The 23,212-nt window shown below is 37.0% G+C and carries 17 protein-coding genes; 2 read left to right on the top strand and 15 right to left on the bottom strand.

Annotation, left to right across the window (positions count from 1 at the left end):
- Window positions 1-11: 11 nt before the first annotated feature.
- The 15 genes from hemL to C9J37_RS16595 form a co-directional block, all read right to left on the bottom strand.
- Window positions 12-1,304, bottom strand: coding sequence for a glutamate-1-semialdehyde 2,1-aminomutase (hemL, locus tag C9J37_RS16665; protein ID WP_025220183.1), 1,293 nt, complete (start codon window positions 1,302-1,304; stop codon window positions 12-14).
- Window positions 1,304-2,284 carry a porphobilinogen synthase gene (gene hemB, locus C9J37_RS16660; protein WP_024363200.1) on the bottom strand — a complete coding sequence of 327 codons (981 nt, stop codon included), beginning with the start codon at window positions 2,282-2,284 and terminating at the stop codon, window positions 1,304-1,306. Before hemB ends, hemL begins: the two co-directional genes overlap by 1 nt.
- Window positions 2,281-3,042 (bottom strand): uroporphyrinogen-III synthase, encoded by a 762-nt coding sequence (locus C9J37_RS16655; RefSeq protein WP_107896240.1) that lies wholly within the window; start codon window positions 3,040-3,042, stop codon window positions 2,281-2,283. The genes hemB and C9J37_RS16655 overlap by 4 nt, the downstream gene beginning before the upstream one ends.
- Window positions 3,032-3,964: a hydroxymethylbilane synthase gene (gene hemC, locus C9J37_RS16650; RefSeq protein WP_107896239.1), complete on the bottom strand. Its 933-nt coding sequence runs from the start codon at window positions 3,962-3,964 to the stop codon at window positions 3,032-3,034. Before hemC ends, C9J37_RS16655 begins: the two co-directional genes overlap by 11 nt.
- 18 nt (window positions 3,965-3,982) lie before the next feature.
- The gene (gene ccsA / locus C9J37_RS16645) at window positions 3,983-4,810 is read right to left on the bottom strand and encodes a cytochrome c biogenesis protein CcsA (protein WP_107896238.1); all 828 of its coding nucleotides are present in this window, start codon (window positions 4,808-4,810) and stop codon (window positions 3,983-3,985) included.
- 222 nt (window positions 4,811-5,032) lie between these two features.
- Window positions 5,033-6,397 carry a glutamyl-tRNA reductase gene (hemA, locus tag C9J37_RS16640; protein ID WP_107896237.1) on the bottom strand — a complete coding sequence of 455 codons (1,365 nt, stop codon included), beginning with the start codon at window positions 6,395-6,397 and terminating at the stop codon, window positions 5,033-5,035.
- Window positions 6,398-6,743: 346 nt separating this feature from the next.
- Complete coding sequence (locus C9J37_RS16635; RefSeq protein WP_107896236.1) at window positions 6,744-9,674, bottom strand: VWA domain-containing protein; 2,931 nt, start codon at window positions 9,672-9,674, stop codon at window positions 6,744-6,746.
- Between the two features lie 17 nt (window positions 9,675-9,691).
- Window positions 9,692-11,140 carry an S-layer homology domain-containing protein gene (locus tag C9J37_RS16630; RefSeq protein ID WP_107896235.1) on the bottom strand — a complete coding sequence of 483 codons (1,449 nt, stop codon included), beginning with the start codon at window positions 11,138-11,140 and terminating at the stop codon, window positions 9,692-9,694.
- A gap of 77 nt (window positions 11,141-11,217) precedes the next feature.
- Window positions 11,218-12,873, bottom strand: coding sequence for a hypothetical protein (locus C9J37_RS16625; RefSeq protein ID WP_235617147.1), 1,656 nt, complete (start codon window positions 12,871-12,873; stop codon window positions 11,218-11,220).
- Between the two features lie 162 nt (window positions 12,874-13,035).
- Window positions 13,036-13,209 (bottom strand): YjfB family protein, encoded by a 174-nt coding sequence (locus C9J37_RS16620; RefSeq protein WP_080653334.1) that lies wholly within the window; start codon window positions 13,207-13,209, stop codon window positions 13,036-13,038.
- 197 nt (window positions 13,210-13,406) lie between these two features.
- Window positions 13,407-13,988, bottom strand: a complete 582-nt coding sequence (gene yihA, locus C9J37_RS16615) for a ribosome biogenesis GTP-binding protein YihA/YsxC (protein ID WP_024363208.1) — start codon at window positions 13,986-13,988, stop codon at window positions 13,407-13,409.
- A 4-nt stretch (window positions 13,989-13,992) separates the two neighbouring features.
- Window positions 13,993-16,317 carry an endopeptidase La gene (lon, locus tag C9J37_RS16610; RefSeq protein ID WP_107896233.1) on the bottom strand — a complete coding sequence of 775 codons (2,325 nt, stop codon included), beginning with the start codon at window positions 16,315-16,317 and terminating at the stop codon, window positions 13,993-13,995.
- Window positions 16,318-16,555: 238 nt separating this feature from the next.
- Complete coding sequence (gene clpX / locus C9J37_RS16605; RefSeq protein ID WP_024363210.1) at window positions 16,556-17,827, bottom strand: ATP-dependent protease ATP-binding subunit ClpX; 1,272 nt, start codon at window positions 17,825-17,827, stop codon at window positions 16,556-16,558.
- A 605-nt stretch (window positions 17,828-18,432) separates the two neighbouring features.
- Window positions 18,433-19,722 carry a trigger factor gene (tig, locus tag C9J37_RS16600; protein WP_107896232.1) on the bottom strand — a complete coding sequence of 430 codons (1,290 nt, stop codon included), beginning with the start codon at window positions 19,720-19,722 and terminating at the stop codon, window positions 18,433-18,435.
- A 273-nt stretch (window positions 19,723-19,995) separates the two neighbouring features.
- Window positions 19,996-20,985 carry a DUF3196 family protein gene (locus tag C9J37_RS16595; RefSeq protein ID WP_107896231.1) on the bottom strand — a complete coding sequence of 330 codons (990 nt, stop codon included), beginning with the start codon at window positions 20,983-20,985 and terminating at the stop codon, window positions 19,996-19,998.
- Between the two features lie 180 nt (window positions 20,986-21,165).
- Between C9J37_RS16595 and C9J37_RS16590 the strand changes: the two genes are divergently transcribed.
- A complete protein-coding gene (locus C9J37_RS16590) occupies window positions 21,166-21,633 on the top strand; it encodes a hypothetical protein (protein WP_107896230.1) in 468 nt (155 codons plus the stop codon).
- Window positions 21,634-22,055: 422 nt separating this feature from the next.
- Window positions 22,056-22,898 (top strand): DUF2785 domain-containing protein, encoded by an 843-nt coding sequence (locus C9J37_RS16585; protein WP_024363214.1) that lies wholly within the window; start codon window positions 22,056-22,058, stop codon window positions 22,896-22,898.
- Window positions 22,899-23,212: the final 314 nt, after the last annotated feature.

Genomic DNA, 23,212 nt, shown 5'->3' with positions numbered 1-23,212 from the left:
CTTTCGATAACTTATTTTGCTAATTGGGCAAACACTTTATGGAAAGCATCGACCGTTTTCGCGATATGTTCCTCTGTATGTGCAGTAGAAATAAATAATCCTTCAAATTGGGAAGGCGGTAAGAAAATACCTTCTTCTGCCATTAAACGGAAGTATTCCGCAAATAATTGTAAATCAGACGTTTTCGCTGAAGCAAAATCGATTACATCTTCATTTGTAAAGAAGAAACCAATCATCGAGCCAGCGCGATTCACCGTATGTGGAATATTATACTTTGTAGCTGCAGCTCTAAATCCTGCTTCTAGTTGGTCTCCTAACTTTTTGAAATACTCATAGGAGTTTTCATCAAGTCGGGATAACGTTTCATAGCCTGCTGTCATTGCTAATGGATTACCTGATAATGTACCAGCTTGATAAATTGGACCAGCTGGTGCTACTTGCTCCATAACTTCCTTCTTACCCGCGAAAGCACCTACAGGTAGACCGCCACCAATTACTTTCCCTAGCGTTGTCATATCTGGTGTTACAGCAAAGTAACCTTGCGCACAGCCATAGTCAACGCGGAAGCCTGTCATAACCTCATCAAAGATTAGCAGCGCACCATGCTTTGTTGTTAATTCACGTAAGCCTTCTAGGAAACCTGGCTGTGGTGGGACAACGCCCATATTCCCTGCCACTGGCTCAACAATTACTGCCGCAAGCTCTGCACCAAATTTTTCAAATACTTGTTTAGCACCTTCTAAATCATTGTAAGCCACCGTTAATGTATTACGCGCAATATCCGCAGGTACACCAGGGCTGTCAGGTAGGCCTAATGTCGCCACACCTGAACCAGCTTTTATCAATAATGAATCACCATGACCATGATAAGAGCCTTCAAATTTCAAAATTTTATCGCGACCTGTTACACCACGTGCTACACGTAATGCAGACATTGTTGCTTCTGTCCCTGATGATACAAAGCGAATCATCTCCATGCCAGGTAAACGTTCTAATACTAGCTTAGCTAAACGATTTTCTGTATAACTAGGAGCTCCAAAAGAAGAACCTTTCGCTGCAGTTTCAGCAATGGCTTTCACAACTTCCGGATGAGTATGCCCTAAAATCAAAGGGCCCCATGATAGTACATAGTCAATATATTCATTGCCATCGATGTCTGTAATGATTGCACCATGACCAGATTCCATAAATATTGGATCCATATTTACTGATTTAAATGCACGTACGGGACTACTAACCCCACCCGGCATCAAGTTGATAGCTTCTGCATATGCTTGTTTTGATTTTTCGTAAGAACGCGCCATTATTTCTCCTCCAACCAACGTGCTACATCTTTAGCATGATAAGTGATAATTAGATCCGAGCCTGCTCGTTTCATACCTAGCAATGTTTCAAGCACTACTTTTTTCTCTTCAATCCAACCATTGATAGCTGCAGCTTTAATCATTGCATATTCACCAGAAACGTTATAAGCAACAATCGGTAATGTATAGTTATTTTTCATATCTCGAATAATATCTAAATAGCTTAGGGCAGGCTTCACGATTAAGAAATCCGCACCTTCTTCAATATCAGATTCTGCTTCACGGAAAGCTTCCATACGATTGGATGGGTCCATTTGGTATGATTTACGATCACCAAATTGTGGTGCTCCATCAGCCGCATCACGGAAAGGGCCGTAATAGCTTGATGCATATTTTACGGCATAGGACATAATTGGTACATTTTCAAAGCCCGCTGCGTCAAGACCAGTACGTATTGCAGCAACAAAACCATCCATCATATTTGACGGTGCAATAATATCTGCACCTGCTTTTGCTTGTGAAACAGCAGTACGTGCTAAAACATCTAAAGAAGCGTCATTTAAAATTTGATCGCCCTCAATTAAGCCACAATGACCATGGTCTGTAAACTCACACAGACATGTATCAGCAATAACTAATAGCTCTGGGTGACGCTCTTTAATAAGGCGTGTCGCTTCTTGAACAATTCCATGATCGTGGAAAGCACCTGTCCCCACTTCATCTTTTTCTGCTGGTAAACCAAATAAAATAACAGCTGGGATACCTAAAGCAACCACTTCATCTACTTCAGCACCTAGATTATCTAATGAAAATTGAAAAACACCTGGCATTGACTGAACTTCATTCTTAATATCTTCGCCTTCTATCACGAAAATAGGATAAATTAAGTCCTCTTTGTGTAAGTAAGTTTCTTTTACCATAGATCGTATCATTGCATTTGCGCGTAAACGACGATGTCTTTGAAATTGTAAATTTGTCATGTTCTTTCCTCTACTTTCGTTAATTCCTCGATGACTGCTTGCATAGTATAAATACTCGGCATAATGTCTACAGTAGCACCGTGGTTTACAATAGCTGCTTCTGTAATGTGCCCGATTGCCGCCACACGTACCGCTTTCCATCCAACGACTGTAGCTATATCCTTTGCATAGACATCTACAGCCGAAGGACTTGCAAAAATTACTGTAACATCTGAATGTTGCTGGATACAGTCGATAATTACTTGTTTTTGGTCGTGGCGCTCAATCGTTTCATAAACCGTCCATTCATTTAATTTGAAGGGTAACCCGTCCTTTAATGTTTTTTTCGCTTTTTCCCCACGAATAAATAAACATGTTGGATTGTGCCCTGCAACAATAGGAAACTCTTTAACAAAGACATCGGCACTAAATATTGAAGGCATAAAGCTAACTTGAAAGCCTAACTTTTCTAATGCCGAAGTCGTTTTCGTTCCAATCGATGCAATTTTCCCTTGAAAATGGCTTGCACTTAAATGACAACGATTCATCTTACTAGCAAAAGCATCTACCGCATTTTGACTCGTAAAGATTAGCCAGTTAAATTGACGTGCAAATGCTAATTGCGCATCATCTTTTCGATCAATAATTTCGCAAGTTTCTATCAATGGGGCAAAAACTGCCTGACCACCTAAAGCGGAAATATCGTCTCCAACTGTTGCTGTTTTAGACGTTCCAGTTAAAATAATTGTTTTACCCTGCAAAGGTAAATTATTTAGCATCTTGCTCTGCCTTAACACGTTGAATTAAATCATAGGCACCTTGTTTCGTTAACATGTCAGCTAATTCATTACCAATTGCTTCGGCATCAGTACCTACTACAGTCTCTTTATAAATAACTGCTGCATCTGGTGCGGCAACTAACCCTGTTAGTGTAATTTCTTCCCCATTATACTTGGCATAACCTGCGATAGGCACTTGGCAACCACCATCCATAGCAGCTAAGAAAGCACGCTCTGCATGTGCTTCTTTCCATGTAGCACTGTCAGTTAATTTTGCTAGTTCAGCTAATAATTCCACATCGTCTTGTCGACACTCAATCCCTAAAGACCCTTGTGCTACAGCTGGAAGACAGTCTTCCACTGATAAAAACTCTGTTACGACATCATCGCTCCAGCCCAATCTCTTTAAACCTGCCGCAGCTAAAATAATGGCATCGTATTCATCTGTTTCAAGTTTTGCTAAACGTGTATCGACATTTCCGCGAATCCATTTAATTTCAATATCTGGACGCATTGTTAAGAGTTGAGCACTTCGTCGAAGAGAGCTGGTCCCCACTACTGCTCCTGCAGGAAGATCTGCAAATTTCACATGACCTTTAGAAATAAATGCATCGCGCGCATCCTCACGAGGTGGAATACAACCAATTACTAAACCTTCTGGCAGTACGGCAGGCATGTCTTTCATCGAATGAACTGCAAAATCAATTTCCTTGTCAAAAAGCGCCTGTTCAATTTCTTTTACAAAAAGTCCTTTACCACCAACTTTAGAAAGTTGAACATCTAAAATTTGATCGCCTTTAGTAACAATTTCTTTTACTTCAAATTCAAACGGCACACCTGCTGCCTTTAGCTCATTGATAAACCAATTTGTTTGCGTTAATGCTAATTTACTTCTCCTAGAACCTACAATAATTTTTCTCAACAGTCTCCAACCTTTCTTCTAATACCATAAATGGAATCGAGATAAGCCACTTCCTAAAAAGAAATTTACGACAACTAATAAATATGCATAAATATGAACCCATGCATAATTAGTGCCCGTCAGCTTACTTTTACGATTCACATATAAAATACAGCAATATAATACTAAAATGATAAAGGACCCTATTATCTTCGCATCAAAGATAGATAAACTCTCTAATCTTAATAATGCCCATTCAAAGCCTAATATTAAACTTATGAATAACATTGGAATCCCTACAAAAAAGGATACGTTCATCCAATTGCTCGTTTGCTGTAATGATGGCAAACGAGTCCATAATTGTGACCACTTTTTCTTTTTTAATAAGCGATATAAAACTAAATATAATATCGCAAAAACAAAAGTTAACGTGAAAGCAGCATACGATAATATCGCAAATGAAATATGGATAAAGAGCATTTCCGAAATTAATGTATCGCCTACTGCTCCCGTTGGTCTTTTTGGCATAAATGTAAAAATACTAGCAAATAAAAATCCTAATATATTGATAATAAATACTGGTAAATCGACTCTCGCTATACAATGGAGAATAATCGATAATGTTACTAACAACCAAGAATAGAACAGAATTCCTTCATATAAAGATAAAATCGGGAAACGCTTTGTTTCGATAAAAGTTAGTATAATAATGGCACTTTGAATTACCCATACAAATGAAACAAGCCAAAAAGCAATCCGCCTTGCACGTACTTGTTTATAAAAGTAATCAGTAAAGTAAAACACTAGACTGATCGCATACAAGACGATCATCACTTCATAGAGCCTTGTCATTGTCAAATCAGCCAATGGACATCCCTTCTTTATTTCAAAAAGTGCTAAAGCTACTATAAACAGTATCCCAGCCTAAAAAAAACGTTTTCGTATCTTTAGTTTACCATACAGATACGAAAACGCCTCATGTAATTTCAAGTTCGCACACGTCAGCAAAACCATGCAAAAAGCAAAAATTTGCTACATGACTCAAATTGTGAGCCTCAAGCGATTGTGGAGCTCGAATGTCTAGACATCTTAGAAAGAATACTTTGGTTCAGTAGGTGTTTGCGATGATCGTAAACGTTCTTTACGCTCAAGCTCTTGCTTGCTCATCATATCCACTTCTTCTTCCACAGCATCCTCTATGCCAAAAATTTGTTGGAATAAACGTAGCTGTTCATTTGCTTTTGGTGAATTTGCCATTTCCTTAGCTTGTAAAATTGGCTCTTTTAACAATTGATTAATGATTGATTTTGTATGCTTACTTAAAATCTTACGTTCTCGATCCGTTAACTCTGGCATTTTATTTTCAATACTGATCATTGTTTCATGTTGAATTTGGTTTGCTTTTTTACGTAAAGCTGAAATGACTGGCACGACACCAAGGGTTGCAAACCAATCTTTAAATTGAACAACCTCTTTATCAATCATTTGCGTAATTTCCGTTGCCGCACGTTCACGCTCTGCCAAGTTAGCTTCAACAATACCTTGTAAATCATCGATATCATATAAGAAAACGTTTGGCAGATCACCAACACGTGGATCAATATCACGGGGTACCGCAATATCGACCATAAACAGTGGTTTACCTTTACGCAAACGTTCAACAAGTTGCATTAGCTCATAATCAATGACAAAATCTGTCGCACCTGTGGACGTAATTAAAATATCCGCTTCAAGTAGTGAGCATTGTAATTCCCTCATTGACTTCGCTTCACCTTGGAACTTGGCTGCTAAACTTTCAGCTTTTTCAAAAGTACGATTAATAACCGTCACTTTTCCTACGCCGTTACCATACAAGTTCTCGATAGCAAGTTCACCCATTTTACCTGCCCCTAAAATAGCGACGTGCTTGCGTTGTAAAGATCCAAAAATTTTCTTTGCTAATTCTACTGCTGCATAAGAAACAGATACTGCATTCTCCCCAATAGCTGTTTCACTATGTGCTCGCTTCGCAAATGTAACTGCTTGTTTAAATAACTGATTGTAGACCGTACCTGTCGTCCCAATCTCTTGTCCATTTAAGAAGCTTTTTTTCACTTGTCCTAAAATTTGTGTTTCACCAAGCACCATTGAATCAATTCCAGCTGTTACTTTAAATAAATGTTCTAATGCCTCATCTTCTTCTCGAATTATTAAATAAGAAGAAAAAGTCTCCACAGGCAAGTTGAACCAATTTGCTAAAAATTGCTTTACAAAGTGACGTCCAGTATGCAATTGATCGACGACTGCATATATTTCTGTTCGATTACAAGTTGAAACGATAACATTTTCCAATATGCTTTTTTGTTTTTGCAGCGCTTCCATTGCTTGCGGTAGCTCGCTTTCTACGAAAGATAGCTTTTCCCTAATTTCAACTGGCGCTGATTTATAATTCAAGCCTACTACGATGGTATGCATGAATAACACCTCACACGTTCTAATTCACAAATCTCATTATAGCACAGTTCGACAATAGTTCATCTATTAATTGTGAACATGTCATGAAGAACTATAATTCATTTCTTATATTAGAATTATTATAAACTAAGTTTAACAAATTATACGTATTGTATCAAATTTAAAAACTGCATACGAGTAATGCAGTTTCGCTATGTCAAGGAAAGTTCAAAAATAGAATGTTCTGCTAGATAGCTTTCTCTAAAAATGGCATTGAACTCTTTCACACAATAGAAAAAACTGTAGACAAACTAAAACTTGCATATAGTCAGTCGTCTACAGTCGAATCGCTCCTCATTGAGAGCTTTTATGAATTTGTAATTTTAACAGTTTTCTGCGAAATTATTTTTCCGTCTTTATCATAAGCTAAAAACTCGATGTCGCCATTGACTTTAAAGTCAACCATAGTTTGGACATTTTTCGTCAACATAAACACACTATCGCTTCGCTTTTTAAGTTCAAATTGAACATCGCCGCTGACAGAGGTATAACGAACAACGACATTTTCAACATTTGGACAATTACTATTAATTCTTGCATTCATCGTAATATATCCTTTTCGGATGGATACTGACGCTTCCTCAAATAAATCATCAGGGTTGATACAGCTTGAAGGCGCAGTTTTACATAGAATTGCATCAATTATTTTTTGAGCGACCTGATGGAACTGGTAATTATCAATTGCATGATAATATGTGCCACCTGTTTCCGTAGCCATTTGTGTAAGAATCGCCTCATTGATTTGGTTTTTCTTACCCATGCTTACAGTGTAAATTTTAATGCCTTTCTTTTTCGCATCGTTAATAACTTTCGTCATTTTTGATTTACTTGTTTTTCCATCAGATACAACAATAATGGATTTAGAAGTTTTTGTATCATTCGAGAATTTAGTAAGAGCTAATTCTATACCCGTAAAAATATCTGTAGCTCCCTTATCCGTCGATGTACGATACAGGTCTTTCTTTAAGACATTTTCTGTACTGCCTTCACCTAATACAGTTGCACTTGTATTCGTTTCAATGACAATATTATTTTTAGCCTGAATTTGATTGATTAGTTCCATCATTTTTGTACCGCGATAATTCGTTTGGTCGATACGTTTCATAGAAGAAGAGTAATCAACTACATATGCGACTTCAGTTGCTAAACTACAAGCATTTTTACTAAAGTAAGGATTTGTATAAATTTCTTTTGTAATCGTTTTATCCGTAATAGACTTCAATATTGTTGCATAACGCGGGTCAACTTTATTGACAAGAGTAGCTTCTATTTTAGATTTCCCATAAATGATCGAGTCAAAGTAAGCGACCGCAGTCCCTGGACCACCTGTATTATTCAAATAATCCGAAGTATTTGTGACAAAGGATGCCGTTTTTTCTACACCATCAAATTTTATTTTTACAGTTCCTTGATAATCCGTAATCGGTTCTCCACCTGGACGAACTAACGTTACCATAACTTGTGTATATCGGTCCTTACCAGATGGTCTTGCCGCAGCATCTGCACTTTCTTTTAACGCCTCAACACGTTTTTTATAAGCTTCTACTTGTCCTAGTAATTTACCGCCTTGGTATTTTAATAATACGGTACGTTCATAATTACTTAAGCCCGTTAATATAGCATATATTTTCATAACACTATCATAATGGTCTAATGTTAAATTCTTTTCTTCTGGCATATATTTTGGACTCATTAACTGAATTATCGCACCTACTGGATTGATATTTTCCACTTGTGAAGCAATATTATCATCGATTCCTTGGATTCGATAAATTGGGCGACCATCCTCTGAAATCATATACATAATCTCAGTCTTCGCTGGTGTCGTCACAGAATCTTTTAGACGCTCGTTCAATATTTTTTCAAATAAATATACAGAGATATTATAGTTTTCAAATTGTAAAATCGCATTCTCATATCCAAGAGCAGGATACTTCGGATCAGCGCCACCATATTGTAAATACATATTTTGTACAACGCCTAGAGAATTGGTAACATTTGTTTGTTGTCCAATACTAAAACGTTTTTCATCTGCATCAGGCTTTAATGGCACTGGACCGTAAACATCAATTACATTTTCAGTGAAAAACTCCGGTGGCTTTTCATATTGTACATAAGGTGGTGTTACAGTACCATTGTCATCTGTATTCGTTGGGTCATACACTTTAAAATCAATGCGCAATTCTGGCTGTGGTGCGTAACGCACGTGTGCATTTAATTTTTCTCCAACCAGACACTTCATGCTAGGGTCTGTGTTGTTAATAAGTTCAAAACTAATCGTATCACGTACTGATTTTGTAAGCTTTTTCGCTTTCACAAACGCTGTTACAGTTGAACCGTCCGATTGAACGTTGCGAACAGCTTCACCAGCTGAATTGACAATATCTGCTCCTTCTGAAGACGTCACACGGAACGTATAGGACTTATCATCAGCAATCGGGTCACCGTTACATGCCTTTAAAGATACTGTAACCGGCGTCATATCCTCACCGTTTGCAATTAAATCTGGTTTTTCAACTTCAATACTTTGCAGAGCATTATTGACATAGTCTGGGCCTGTAAAATCACTATCGTTATCCTTCGGTTCTTCAAACTCTCCGCTATTCGAACCCATAAAGCCTGCTGGTAAAGTTACTTGATCATTATCACGACCTGCCGCAGATTTTTTCAAACCTAGGACAGCAAAGGAACCGTTTTGTACACTACGATATAAAAACTCGGCTGCATCACCACGAGATAGTTTCGTAGAGGGATTAAAATCAGCAAATGTTTTTTTGCCTGTATTGCCAGTTGAAATATCATTTGTATATAAATATTGTACTGCCTGCGGTTCATCTAAATCTAAACCTTTAAATGCAGCATATATACGTGCAAAGTGACCGCGTGTAATGGCTTTTGAACGATTTGCCATTACATGAGTTCCCTCGAATGGCAAGTATAAATCACTATAAAAATTATAGGCAACACTTTCGTTATATGATAACGCATAGTTTTTATCAAGCTTTGCAAACATTGTGACAAGCTCTCGCTCTGTTACTTGCTCGTTTGGCAAAAAGTTATTCGCACCATTTAATGCTAATAAATCATTATCAACTGCCCAAGAAATAGCTTTGTATTTACTATCCGTTGTTGGCACATCTTGAATCGTTGTAGCAGCTAGTGAGACAGTTGGTGTTACAGTCATAAAGGCTAGTACAAAGCAAGCCAATAATAGCAATGCCTTTTTCGCATATTGCATTCATTTCAGTCCTTTCATTAGTTAAAGAATAATATATCATCTCGGTAGTTTTGTTTTAAATCATTCTCTAAATAGTTTAAGAATCGCTCAAGCACAGCAGATGCTTGGGCACGAGTTAATGGTTGGTTTGGATTAAATCGGCCCGTTACAGGGTCGCCTGTCATAAGACCAAGCTCATGGACGATATAAATACCATCTCTTGAATAGTTAGGAATTTGTGCATCGTCTTTAAATTTTGTAACATAACCAGGATCTGGCGCTTTGTTTTCAAGCCCTAATGCACGGACAAAAATTGCGGCAGCTTGCGCACGTGTAATCGGATTATCTGGTTTGAAATAATCTGGTGTCACACCTTTAATGATGCCTTTGTTAACTGCCGATTCAATATAGGCATAATCTTTCATCGTACGTTTAACATCTTTGAAGACACTTGTTGATGTTTTTTTCGTATTCTTTTCTTCCATAACACGAAGATCGACTGCTTTACCAATTGCGATAGTAAAGTCAATTCGTTTCATCGGCGTATTTGGTGAAAAGAAATTACTTGTATCGGAATAGATACCTAATGAGTATAGTTTTTCAATAGCAGCTTTTGCATAATGATTCGATAAATCACGGAATTTCGGAATAATAAGACGTTCGATTGTCGGCGTAAATTCTGTATTCAAATCCACTTTGCCTTTTTGTCCAGAAGCTAAATCATACGTATATTCTGAAATTACGTCCTTTTCACTAACGACCGCATAGCCTCCATCAAAGCTTGCTAAACTGCCTGGATTTTCCTCATAATTGAGCACGCGTGATTTGCTCGTTGATAGGCGATTTTTTACATGGCTCGTTGTACCATCACTGTACGAATAAACAGATTCAGTAATTTGAGTTTCAGTTGCTCCCCAGAAATTTTCGTACCCTGCATGACGACTATCCGTTTCTATTATTACTGTATTTGTTTTTGCGTTCTTACCAGAGCCCGTCTGAAATGTATATGTTTTTCTTGAAATAACATTTCCTGAATAATAATCAGATGCTGCGCGGTTATCTGTTACAGTTCCTTGCGAAAACTGGTAGTCTGCTAATGTATACGTTATTTTGCCGACTACAATTTTCTCAGCGTACTTTTTCACAACTCCATTCGATGTCTTTTGCCCAATCGTAGCATAGTTAACAACATCTGATTCATAAGCTATATTTCTTGTTAATGTCGCGCCATTACTTGCTGTTAATTTTAAACTATACGTTTCTGTTAATTTCCCTTTTGATTCTTTTTGAGTAATTTTAATATCTTTACTCGTACCTTTAAAAATAATAGGTGTTCCAGTAATGAACACGGCTTCTTCGTATGTATATTCATTTTTTACCGCACCAGTTGTTTCCACCGATGTGGCAGAAGCATCTGCAAGTATACTTGTCCCCATAACGAACACCATCATTAAGGCTAACAGCACTTTCAATACATGTTTTCGCATCTGTTTTTCCCTCTCTTTCTTCCCATGCATATGCACAGATGAAGCTATCCCTACATAGAGAGATAGCTTCCATCTTATTAATCTACTAGAATGAAATGTGCCTTTACAAAACGGTCAGATAGTACGACTAAACGATCGGAAGGTTTCAAATCAGATGGTTGAATAACTTTCCCTGCTTTAATAAGCGTCGCTTGATCAATATTCATATCAACCATTTGGCCTGCCTCATACCAACGACCATTTTGCCATTGACTCACACTTTTCACATTAATAGTAGCTGGATATGTCGATTTTACTGACTGAAGTTTACCTACTAGCATTAATGGAGCAACTGGTTTTGCATTATCTAACATGTGAAGAGCTTGTACATGCCCGTTGTTCACATAGAAGTAACCGTAATCCCCTTCTGATAAATACAGTTCAATATCCGGCATTACACTGTATGTTTTATTGCCATCATCAACCATTGCCTTTGTAGTATTACTCACAGATAGTACAGTCTTAGCTGTTTTCTTGAAAACATTTGATTCGATTTTCATTGCATCATCAATTTCAATTAAATAGCCATCCGCTTGAGTTAAACGGCCATAATATAATTCATGTGATGCTAAGTTTGGTGACATAAAGCTATCGCTTGTTACATCCACCACTTGTGCATAATGATCACGAGCAGTACCGTCAGTAATAACAAACGCAGTACCATATGCTAATAATCCTGTTGGTTGAACAAAACGTCCATTTCGAATTAAAATTGATCCATCATGGAAATACAGCGTGCCCGCATTTTTCAGCTTTAATAATTGGTAATCTGTATCGACTGCAATCATTGGTTCATAGTACGTACGTTCATTATTTTTCAATACAACAATCTTCTCAATAACCTCTTTACCAAATTGCTTCACTGTCGCGTAATATGCTTCGCTGCCAATATAATTTTTCAACTGGCCCTTTTCTATTTTCGTATTTCCAACGTAAATAGGAACATTTGTAGAAAAACTCATTGTAGATAGTGCAGTTGTTGACGCTGTACCAAATTGCCAGTTCACAAAGGCATTTTGATTTTTAACCGTTAATTTGTTCGCATTGATATTAACCGATTGTATTTCACCTTTGTAAAGATTTTCAACTAATGTTCCAGTCTCACTAATATCTACTTTTGTTACAATCGAAGTACTTGTATTTTTCAGATGAAGCTTTACACGATCTCCTACATACAGTCCACTAATATCAACTGATGAGGAAGCTTTTTGAAACGCTGTATCCTTATTCAAATAATATGTAGTTTCTTTACCGACATCCGGCTTTACCATAATGAACATACCATTAGGATCAATGCTTGTAATTACGCCGGCTATCGTTTTAGGATTTTGTGCGACTGTTGTCGTTTCCTCAGTAGTATTGGAAGTACCACGAAGTTCCACTACACTACGCAGCGAGATTTCAGCTTCTACTTTCATACCTAGTTTAAAACCTTCAATCGTTGTTTCCGTATTATTGATGTACAGGCGGGCACTATTGCTAATATTGTATGTTACTTGGCGACCACTCGCATTTTCTAAAGTGATTTTACTTAGCTGTTTTTCTACTTGCCCGTTTGCATTCGTATATTCTGAATACGTTACATCTACGAAGGTTCCTGTTACTAACTGTGCGGCCTGAACAGTTGGTAATGATGGTAAACTAAATACCATTAAACATAGAACAATCAATATGTATGGAATCTTCTTCAACAATTCCCGCCTCCTTATAAAATTGTTATTTATCAATAGTATATCGTATTATTGGTAGTTTTTCTTATTCAAAAAGTTACATTTTCATATGTTTTTCTATTTTTTTGAATCTACCATAGACATAAAGGAAGAGGTAGCTTCCAATTTCAAGCTACCCTGCCAACATCATACTTGGATATCAATTGTATGTCCGGCTGTTGGATGTGGAGCATCTAACATTTCAACTAACTGTTCAGTATTTTGCTGTTGCATCTCCATCGCTTGCTTTGTAACAGCTAAAGAGACATTTTGCATAAGATTTGATTGATTCATTGCGATAGATAAAGCTGCAATATCCATTCTAGTCCACCTCCTATTTCATTTATCGGCTAATTTTAGCGTTCATCAAGCAATTTTCTTATATTTGTCCATAACTTTCATGCTAGTAGTAAAAAGTGTCAAAGCTCTTTTCATGAAAAATAATAGCTACGAAATGCTTCCACATAAAAACAAAAAACATCTACTGTGCTACATAAGACGCAATAGATGTTTTTTGTTTACATTTTATTTTCAATTGTTCGCCAAGCTTCTTCAAAACCGATGCCTTTTTCTGAAGAGAACACAATGAGGGGATCATTTTTATCCATATCTAATGTTTCCTTGACAACTTTTTTATGCTTATCCCACTTACCTTTTGGAATTTTATCTGCCTTCGTTGCAATAACGATACAAGGAATACTGTAATGTTTTAAAAAATCATACATCATACGATCATCAGCAGTTGGAGGATGACGTAAGTCTACAATTTGAACGACCGCTTTTAATTCTTCACGGCCCGTAATGTAACGTTCAATCATTTTTCCCCAAGCTTCACGCTCTGTTTTTGAGACTTTGGCATAACCATATCCCGGAACATCGACGAAAAACAGTTGTTCTTCAATTTTGTAAAAATTTAGCGTTTGTGTCTTCCCAGGTTTAGAAGAAATACGCGCTAACGCTTTACGTCCAATCATCCGGTTAATGAAAGATGATTTCCCAACATTTGAGCGACCTGCTAATGCAAATTCTGGCAGTCCATCTTCTGGGTATTGGTCCGGTCTTACTGCACTTATGACCATTTCGACATTATGGACTTTCATTTCCTTAAAAACCTCCGTCCAGTGCAATTGCTAATACTTCATCAGCAGATGACACTAGTTTAAATGTTAAATTTTCGCGTACACTTTCAGGAATATCTTCAATATCACGTTCATTATCTTTTGGGCAAATGATCGTTGTTAAGCCTGCTCGGTGTGCACTTAATGTTTTTTCTTTCAAACCGCCAATTGGTAGGACGCGACCACGTAATGTAATTTCACCTGTCATGCCTACTTCACGACGAATCGGGCGATGTAAAATCGCAGAAACTATTGCTGTTGCCATTGTAATACCTGCTGAAGGGCCATCCTTTGGTACTGCGCCTTCTGGTACATGGATGTGGATATCATGTGTCTCGAAATATTCCGAATCCACATGAAGTTCTTCTATTTTTGTACGTACATAGGACAATGCAGTTTGTGCCGATTCCTTCATAACATCTCCGAGTTTCCCCGTTAGTTGTATTTTTCCTTTACCAGGAGTTAAAGAAACCTCGATTTGCAACGTATCACCACCAACGGTTGTATACGCTAGCCCAGTTGCGACACCAATCTGATTTTCCTCTTCTGCTTGTCCATAGCGGAAACGGTGTTTTCCAAGGTATTCGATAACCGATTTTGAACTTACAGTAACACGTTTCTTTTCGCCAGACACAATAATTTTAGCGATTTTACGGCATAGCGTTGCGATTTGACGCTCTAAGCCACGGACACCCGCCTCACGCGTATAATAGCGGATGATATCCAGCACCGCTTCATCTTTGATGACAATTTGTGTTTTCTTCAAGCCATGTTCTTTTAATTGCTTTGGTATCAAATGATTTTTGGTAATTTGAGCCTTTTCAATTTCTGTATAGCCTGCAATTGAGATGACTTCCATACGGTCCAATAAAGGCCCAGGGATTGTACTTAAATCATTGGCTGTCGCAATGAATAGAACGTTAGATAAATCGTATGGTTCTTCAATGTAATGGTCGCTAAATGTGTTGTTTTGCGCAGGGTCCAACACTTCTAACATTGCCGCTGCAGGGTCTCCTCGGAAATCATTAGACATTTTATCGATTTCATCAAGTAAAAATACAGGATTAATCGTACCTGCTTTTTTCATCCCTTGAATAATACGACCTGGCATAGCACCAACATACGTACGACGATGTCCGCGAATTTCAGATTCATCGCGCACGCCACCTAAAGAAATCCGAATAAATTTGCGATCTAAACTTTCTGCAATTGAACGTGCCAATGAAGTTTTACCTACACCTGGAGGGCCAGCTAAACAAAGAATTGGACCACGTAATGAATTTTTTAACTGACGCACAGCTAAATATTCTAGCACACGTTCCTTTACTTTATCTAAACCATCATGATCGCGGTTTAAAATTTCCTCAGCATGCGTAATATTCATTCGATCCTCGGTTGCCTTTGTCCAAGGTAAGGATACTAACCAGTCAATGTAATTGCGAATAACACCACTTTCCGCGCTAGCACTCGGCAATTTTTCATATCGATCAAGCTCTTTTAGTGCCGCTTCTTTTGTCGAATCAGGCATGCCCGTTTCATCGATTTGTTTACGCAATTCCGCAACTTCACCAGTTTTTCCTTCTCGATCCCCTAGCTCTGTTTGAATAGCTTTCATTTGTTCGCGTAAGTAATATTCTTTTTGCGTACGCTCCATCGATTGCTTTACTTTCGTATTAATCTTCTTTTCAAGGTCCAGCACCTCTTGTTCATCATGCAAGCGAATAATTAAATGATCTAAACGTTTTTTAACATTTAACATTTCTAAAACTTCTTGTTTATCCGCAATTTTAATTGGTAAATGCGAGGCTATAATATCAGCAAGGCGGCTTGGTTCTTCAATATCAGCCACTGTATTAATCGTTTCTGTCGTGATTTTGTTGGAGGATTTAGCGTATCTTTCAAAATACGTTAGCAATGTACGCATTAAGGCCTGCGTTTCCACATCTTTCTCAACTTTATCCTCTTTTACATCAATATCAACAACTGTAAATTTCTCTAATGCTTGATAATTAGACCAAGTTGCACGCGCAACACCTTCAACTAAAATACGTAGTGTGCCGTTTGGCAATTTAAGCATTTGCTTTACATACGCCATCGTACCGACTTGATATAAATCCTGTTCTTCTGGCTGTTCATCGTGCATTTCTTTTTGTGTCACCAATAAAATCAATTGGTCCTCTAACATTGCTTGTTCAAGCGCCGCTACAGAACGATTTCTACCCACATCAATATGTAACACCATCGACGGGTATACTAAAAGTCCACGTAAAGGCAATAATGGTACATTTGTTGTTTTTTGAATTGTTACCATGCGGGTATTCACCTCCGTCAAAAATTTTCTTGTTCACAATCACAATCCCGCGCTTCTAGTATGTGTTTAAAAAACCGATTCACACTATCTATTCAAACGAGCCAAAAATTTCATCTATTTACAGTCGCCGGCTTTATGTATGAATAAAAAGCTGACTCTCGATATGTGCGAACATTGCACAATCGAAGTCAGCTAAGTTACTCTTTTTCTCATAACAATAGACAGCTTTGTCTGTTTATTATGCTGAAGTTTTTGTGTCGCTACCTTCATCGAGTTCAGTGCCATCTTCAAGAAGCAATTTCGGTTTCTCTTTATCCGTAATTGTTTTTGCCGTAATGATACATTTTTTCACGTCATCACGTGAAGGCAATTCGTACATTACTTCAAGCATTGTTGACTCAATAATTGAACGAAGACCACGTGCACCTGTTTTACGCTCAATTGCTTCCTTTGCAATTTCAGAAAGGGCACCTTCATCAAACTCAAGCTCAACACCATCTAGTTCAAGCATTTTTTGATATTGCTTCGCTAGCGCATTTTTTGGTTCCGTCAAAATTTGTACAAGTGCAGCCTCATTCAATTGTTCTAGGCTTGCAAGTACTGGCAAACGACCGATGAATTCTGGAATTAGACCAAATTTCAACAAGTCTTCAGGAATTAATTTCGACATTAATGAACCTTCGTCCACTTCAACTTTATTAGGATCTGAACCGAAACCAATCACTTTTTCACCTTGACGACGTTTAATGATGGATTCAATTCCATCAAATGCTCCGCCTACGATAAATAAAATATTTGTTGTATCAATTTGTAAAAACTCTTGGTGTGGATGTTTACGTCCTCCCTGAGGAGGCACACTTGCAACAGTACCTTCTAAAATTTTTAGCAATGCCTGTTGGACACCTTCTCCAGAAACATCACGTGTAATCGATGGATTTTCTGATTTACGTGCAACCTTATCGATTTCATCAATATAGATGATCCCTTTTTCTGCACGTTCGATATCATAATCTGCTGATTGGATTAGTTTTAATAAGATATTTTCAACGTCTTCACCTACATAACCAGCTTCTGTCAAAGAAGTAGCATCTGCAATTGCGAATGGAACGTTTAATATACGTGCTAATGTTTGAGCTAATAATGTTTTACCGCTACCAGTTGGGCCGATTAACACAATGTTCGATTTTGCTAATTCCACATCATCAATTTTACTGTTTGTATTGATGCGTTTGTAGTGATTGTAAACCGCAACCGCTAAGGCTTTTTTAGCACGCTCTTGTCCAATAACATACTCATTTAAAATCGATAAGATTTCTTTCGGTTTCGGAATATCTTGGAAATCGATTTCTTCCTCAACACCTAGTTCTTCTACAACGATTTCTGAACAAAGTTCGATACATTCATCACAAATATAAACACCAGGACCTGCAACTAATTTACGTACTTGTTCCTGTGGCTTCCCACAGAATGAGCATTTTAAATTGCCTTTTTCATCATTAAATTTGAACAATATGTTTCACCCCTATTCAAGCTACAATCTTACAAGATTATTGAATCATTATCAAATAAATTGATTGCAACATTTACGTCATGGCGCAAATGCATCTAAATTTTGAATTGTTTTCAAGTCTATTCAAACGATAGGCCAGTTAGCTAAGTAATTGCAGCATTTGCGCAAAAACATTAATGGCTGTCTACTTGCTTTTAAGCAAATAATTCGTGTTGATGCGAGCTTTCAGACGAACCCATGACAACTGTCTGTTTTTTCAGCTTCATTTTTGAGGTTTTAGCTCCCTCAGTCGTAAAACCTAAGTGCGTTCTTCTTCCATTTTAACGGAGACACTATACTACTGCTACTTGTCGGCTTTACTACAATGAAGTTAAAGTTTAGCATCGTGTAAAAAATTAAACAACAATACTATGTATAAGATATTAACTAAAGTTGCCTCCAAAAGCATAACAGTTAGTAAAAATTGGATTATTTTTTCATTCCTCGACCTTGAGAGGTTGGGGCCCCTTTAGTCTAAACTAAAAAGCTATGTGTGATAAAACAAGGCACGGTTTAACGCCGTACCTTGTTTTCTTAATTTTTCTATCTAGTTACGTTAAAAAATCTTATTCAGTAATTTTAGCGTTTTCTACCAAAAATTCAACTGTTTTTTGGATTTTGATATCATTTTCAAGAACAGCAGTACCGCCTAACGCACCAGTAATTTGTTCTTTCGTCATATTGAATTGAGCTGCCATTTTTTCTAATTCAGCTTCGATGTCAGCTTCAGTAGCTTCAATTTTTTCAGCGTCGGCGATTGCTTCAAGTGTTAATGAAACACGTACACGGCTTTCAGCTTCTTCTTTCATTTGACCACGTAAATCTTCTTCTGATTGACCAGAGAATTGGTAGTAAAGCTCTAGGTTCATACCTTGCATTTGTAGACGTTGACCGAACTCTTGTAACATGCGATCTGTTTCAGAGTTAACCATTCCAGCTGGTACTTCAAACTCTGCATTGTCAGCAGCTTTTTCTACTAATTCATCACGAAGTGTAGCATCTGAGTCAGCTTGTTTTTGTGTTGCTGTTTGTTCTTTAATTTTTGCACGTAATGCTTCTACGCCTTCAACTTCTGGATCTAATTCTTTTGCAAACTCATCGTTTAGCTCAGGAAGTACTTTTGTTTTTACTTCTTTTACAGTAACTTTGAAAGTAGCTTCTTTACCAGCTAATTCAGCAGCGTGGTATTCTTCTGGGAAAGTTACAACAACGTCTTTTGCTTCGCCAGCTTTCACACCTACTAATTGCTCTTCAAATCCAGGAATAAATGAGCCTGAACCGATTTCTAATGGGTAATCTTCGCCTTTTCCGCCTTCGAACGCTTCTTCACCTACAAAACCTTCAAAGTCAATTACCGCTGTGTCGCCTTCTACGATAGCTTCATCTTCTTTGATTTCAAGTTCAGCTTTACGCGCTAATTGCTCTTGGATTTGAGCTTCAACTTCTTCGTCTGTTACTTCAACTGGAAGTTTCGTAACTTCTAAGCCTTTGTAGTCGCCAAGTTTTGGTTCTGGTTTCACTGTTACTTGTGCAGTGAATGAGAAATCTTGACCATGTACGAAGTTTTCTGTACCAGAAATTTCTGGGTAATCAACTGGCATAATACCAGCTTCGTCGATTGCTTTTGCATAAGAATCTGGAACGATGATTTCTAAAGCATCTTGGTATAAAGATTCAATTCCAAAACGTTGTTCAAACATTTTACGAGGCATTTTACCTTTACGGAAACCTGGTACGTTAATTTGTTTTACAACTTTTTTGAATGCTTGGTCCATTGCTGCGTCTACTTCTGCAGCTGGTACTTCAATTGTTAGAGTACCGATATTACCTTCTTGTTTTTCCCATTTTGCTGACATGTATAAATACCTCCAAAATAATCTAATTTCAATCACGCTTGACGTAATTGCGTCCGGATTTGTTTGAAAAATCCGCAACATATGCCAGCGACTTAACATTTAGCTCAAGTTTTCATACCCTACTAGAAAGTTAAAGCCATTGACATTAAATCCGCCCACTCATGTGAAGTAGAGGATTGGGTTGATCAATTTTAAATGTTAGACAATTTATTCGTAACTACGATTTTGACAACCATTTTAGTATATCATAGATGCGTATAGTTTCAACTTATTTCATACTTCATGGAGTTCTGTTAGTTTTTCTAACATTTGTAAAAAGTCAATGATTTCATAGTCCATTTCCAGAACCATACCAAGCATTGATTGTACAAAATCTATATAGCTATATGCAATATCATCGGCTTCAAAAGGAAACCATTCAAATGGATAAGTAACAATAGCATGCTTAGCCATTAAATATTGTACCATTTCCAACGTTGATGGGTCTTGTTCTAATTTAGATTCTATAATTTTTTTTATGTCATTATATTGTTTTAATTGATTTGGCAATGCCAGATGTATTGGATTTACCGTTTTGGTTTGTTTAAATTTTGAAACGATAATATCAATCGAAACTTCTTGCTCAACAAGTAATATTAACGCAAGACTTTGCACAAATGGGTGAATATCAGAACATTCGATAATAGCCTTTAAGGGTTTTTTTAATTGTCGTACATTCGTATCCATTAAACGATGCAGTCGCAACGATTGTTCATTTGGTGTTAGTGCACTAAACTTCTCCAAGTCATATTCTTGTTCTTCAATCAGTTCTTGTACAGCCTCTCTTTGTTGAAGCTTTTTAGCCACTTCACTATTTATACTTTTTAAGCGTTCGAATTTTTCTAGTTGTGCTTCTGGAAGTACTTTTTCTTCTATCAAAGTAGTTATTATTGACTCCACTTGATGGTATTCCTTCAACTGCATACATATTGTAATGTATAGTTCCATTACTTCCACATACATTGAGGTGCCTAGAGCTAGCAGTTGTTCACACACTTCCTTTGCCTTCACATAGCGCTTCAGCTCATATAAAGCATATGCATAGGCACATAAGGCTTTTTCATCTCCGCTTTCATATAAAAACGCCTTTTCAAAGCATGCGACCGCATCTTCATATTGGTATTTTTCCGCAAACATATGACCCTCTCGAATTAATGTTTGGATGGCACCAGGAAAAACAACAATATTGTCATGTTTAATAACATGACGCTTATGCTTTGTCATTTTCTCACCTCTTTAGATTTACTAATTGTTTATTTTTAACAAAAACTATTGAATTTCTATTCATATTTTGTAATAAATTGAATTATAATTAATAATACCCATATTTTTTCCTTCATAACAGACATCGCTATATTCATTGTCAGCAAGACCAATACAAGTTGTTCATAAGGAGTGTAATACATGTCATTAATGGATACAATCATGGAATTTGATAGTCGCATCTCCCCCGTTTTTGAGGAATTATCTATTAAAGTTATATCAATTACGACAGCACACGGTCCGCTACAAGATTATTCAATTGACTTTGAATTTTTTACACAGACAAAATTAAATACGTTTACAAAAGAAGCAACGACACATATTACAAGTATGCATGGGAATATTCCTGGTTCCATCTCTATTGGCCATCAACATCAAGCGTCACTTTTTATTATTCCCCAAAGCGTTCATATTGAATGCAACTATAAACTTTTGCAAATTGACACAAATGATATGAAACGTATTTTACAGCATCCTCATCCCACTCTCTATTATAGTGAGTGGCTTTTAGATGCCATCAAAAATGCTAATATCCTTATGGAATTAAAAACAAATCAAAATACAATGATTGAATGGCCACTGGGCATCAAATCCGCTGTTATTTTATAGGAAGCAAAACAAAATCCGTTTATGTATCTGGAAAATTATAAAGTTATCATAGGGTTGTTTGACTTCTGCCCACAACAGCGTTTCGTCCCCCTCCCATAAAGTGAAACGTACGAGGAACCTTAAACTACGCTCTCACATAGGGAGAAACTCGCAATGAAAATAACATCATAAACGAGAGGACGAGCTAAGCTCCTGTCTTATACATTTAAAACTACATTTAACCGAGCCTTGGGCATACTACAAGTATGTCTTTTTGTCGTGCATCAACGATGGTTGTCCAGCCTTTGCGCTATTATCATATCAGCTTTCTATAGATTGCGGTATTCCTATTGTGAAAGTAACCATTAAATAATTCGCTACAGACAAATTTCTTGAGTAAAAATGTATAATGAACGAGAGATTTATTTTTGGAGGCATTCATCATGGAGATTAAAGAAACATTACAAACATTTTCATCTATGACCCTATCAGCACGGCAAGCATTTTTTAACAAGGAGGGCGAATGGCTGCTAAAAGAAATGTTAGCGCATATCGGTTCAACAGACGCAGAACTACGCGATCACCTTATCTATAGAATATTTATCGACTTATTGAGTGATAATTTACTAAGCGCTCAGCAACTACAATATTTATTTGACACGGCAACCGGTGAAGATTTCTTATACGCTAACATTGGAGAACAAATGACGGATAGTGTTTTCACACGCTCTTTTTCAGCTTTACTAGTAGCGAGCATTTTGGCAAAAGATAGTGAACTCCTTATTTTAGATGACGCAAGCTTACAATCTTTCTTTAAAAAAATAGGGCGTTATTTGTTACTTGAAAATGATACAAGAGGTTATATAGAAGGTAAAGGCTGGGCACACAGTGTTGCACACGGAGCAGATTTAGCGGCAATAACAATTAAACATCCGAAGTTTGATTTGCAACACGCTCCTTCTATTTTACATGCATTCAAACTAGTAACTTGGAAAGATGTTGTTTTTATCAACGACGAGGAAGAACGCTTAGTCAATATAATTGAAGCATTATTAGCAAGGAATTATTCTGAGGAAGCACTATCCGAATGGGTAGAGCAAGTTTTTGATAAATTCGAAATGCATTTAGTAACACAAGGCTATAACCAACGCTTTTTTAGTGGGCGTACTTGTACATTGAACGCAATGAAGACTTTGTATTTCGCTTTAAAAATGAATAACCTAGCACCAAAACTTCAAAACACACTGTATTTGCAAATTGCAAAGTGGTTGAAGCTCGGTTCCTAAATGAAGAACAGAACATCCAACGCATTTGGATGTTCTTTTTTTCGAATTCTAATATTAATATACTAATATTTGTTAATTTTTCAAATCGTTTAATTATGTTAACATAATTTCAACAATGTTCCAATATACCCCTTTATAATCATCCCTTACATAGAAAATTTATCCTTTCAGGCACCTAAAACCGACTTTTCTTATACTCCTTTTTTAGATAAAACGCAACTAAAATGTATCAAAAACACAGTCGCATCACGGACTTTATTACAAAACATCGTCTAAAATGTGAAATGATAATTTTCACAAAAAATTTGTTTACT

Source organism: Lysinibacillus mangiferihumi (assembly GCF_003049665.1).
GTDB classification, from domain to species: Bacteria; Bacillota; Bacilli; order Bacillales_A; family Planococcaceae; genus Lysinibacillus; species Lysinibacillus mangiferihumi.
The sequence above is the reverse complement of the archived record's forward strand: the minus strand, read 5'-3'. Positions and strand labels throughout refer to the sequence as shown.

Bases quoted from the DNA above. Each gene is read 5' to 3' on its own strand.
- hemL (WP_025220183.1), bottom strand. From the start codon at position 1,304: ATGGCGCGTTCTTACGAAAAATCAAAACAAGCATATGCAGAAGCTATC.
- hemB (WP_024363200.1), bottom strand. From the start codon at position 2,284: ATGACAAATTTACAATTTCAAAGACATCGTCGTTTACGCGCAAATGCA.
- C9J37_RS16655 (WP_107896240.1), bottom strand. From the start codon at position 3,042: ATGCTAAATAATTTACCTTTGCAGGGTAAAACAATTATTTTAACTGGA.
- hemA (WP_107896237.1), bottom strand. From the start codon at position 6,397: ATGCATACCATCGTAGTAGGCTTGAATTATAAATCAGCGCCAGTTGAA.
- C9J37_RS16635 (WP_107896236.1), bottom strand. From the start codon at position 9,674: ATGCAATATGCGAAAAAGGCATTGCTATTATTGGCTTGCTTTGTACTA.
- C9J37_RS16630 (WP_107896235.1), bottom strand. From the start codon at position 11,140: ATGCGAAAACATGTATTGAAAGTGCTGTTAGCCTTAATGATGGTGTTC.
- C9J37_RS16620 (WP_080653334.1), bottom strand. From the start codon at position 13,209: ATGGATATTGCAGCTTTATCTATCGCAATGAATCAATCAAATCTTATG.
- yihA (WP_024363208.1), bottom strand. From the start codon at position 13,988: ATGAAAGTCCATAATGTCGAAATGGTCATAAGTGCAGTAAGACCGGAC.
- lon (WP_107896233.1), bottom strand. From the start codon at position 16,317: ATGGTAACAATTCAAAAAACAACAAATGTACCATTATTGCCTTTACGT.
- tig (WP_107896232.1), bottom strand. From the start codon at position 19,722: ATGTCAGCAAAATGGGAAAAACAAGAAGGTAATATCGGTACTCTAACA.
- C9J37_RS16595 (WP_107896231.1), bottom strand. From the start codon at position 20,985: ATGACAAAGCATAAGCGTCATGTTATTAAACATGACAATATTGTTGTT.
- C9J37_RS16590 (WP_107896230.1), top strand. From the start codon at position 21,166: ATGTCATTAATGGATACAATCATGGAATTTGATAGTCGCATCTCCCCC.
- C9J37_RS16585 (WP_024363214.1), top strand. From the start codon at position 22,056: ATGGAGATTAAAGAAACATTACAAACATTTTCATCTATGACCCTATCA.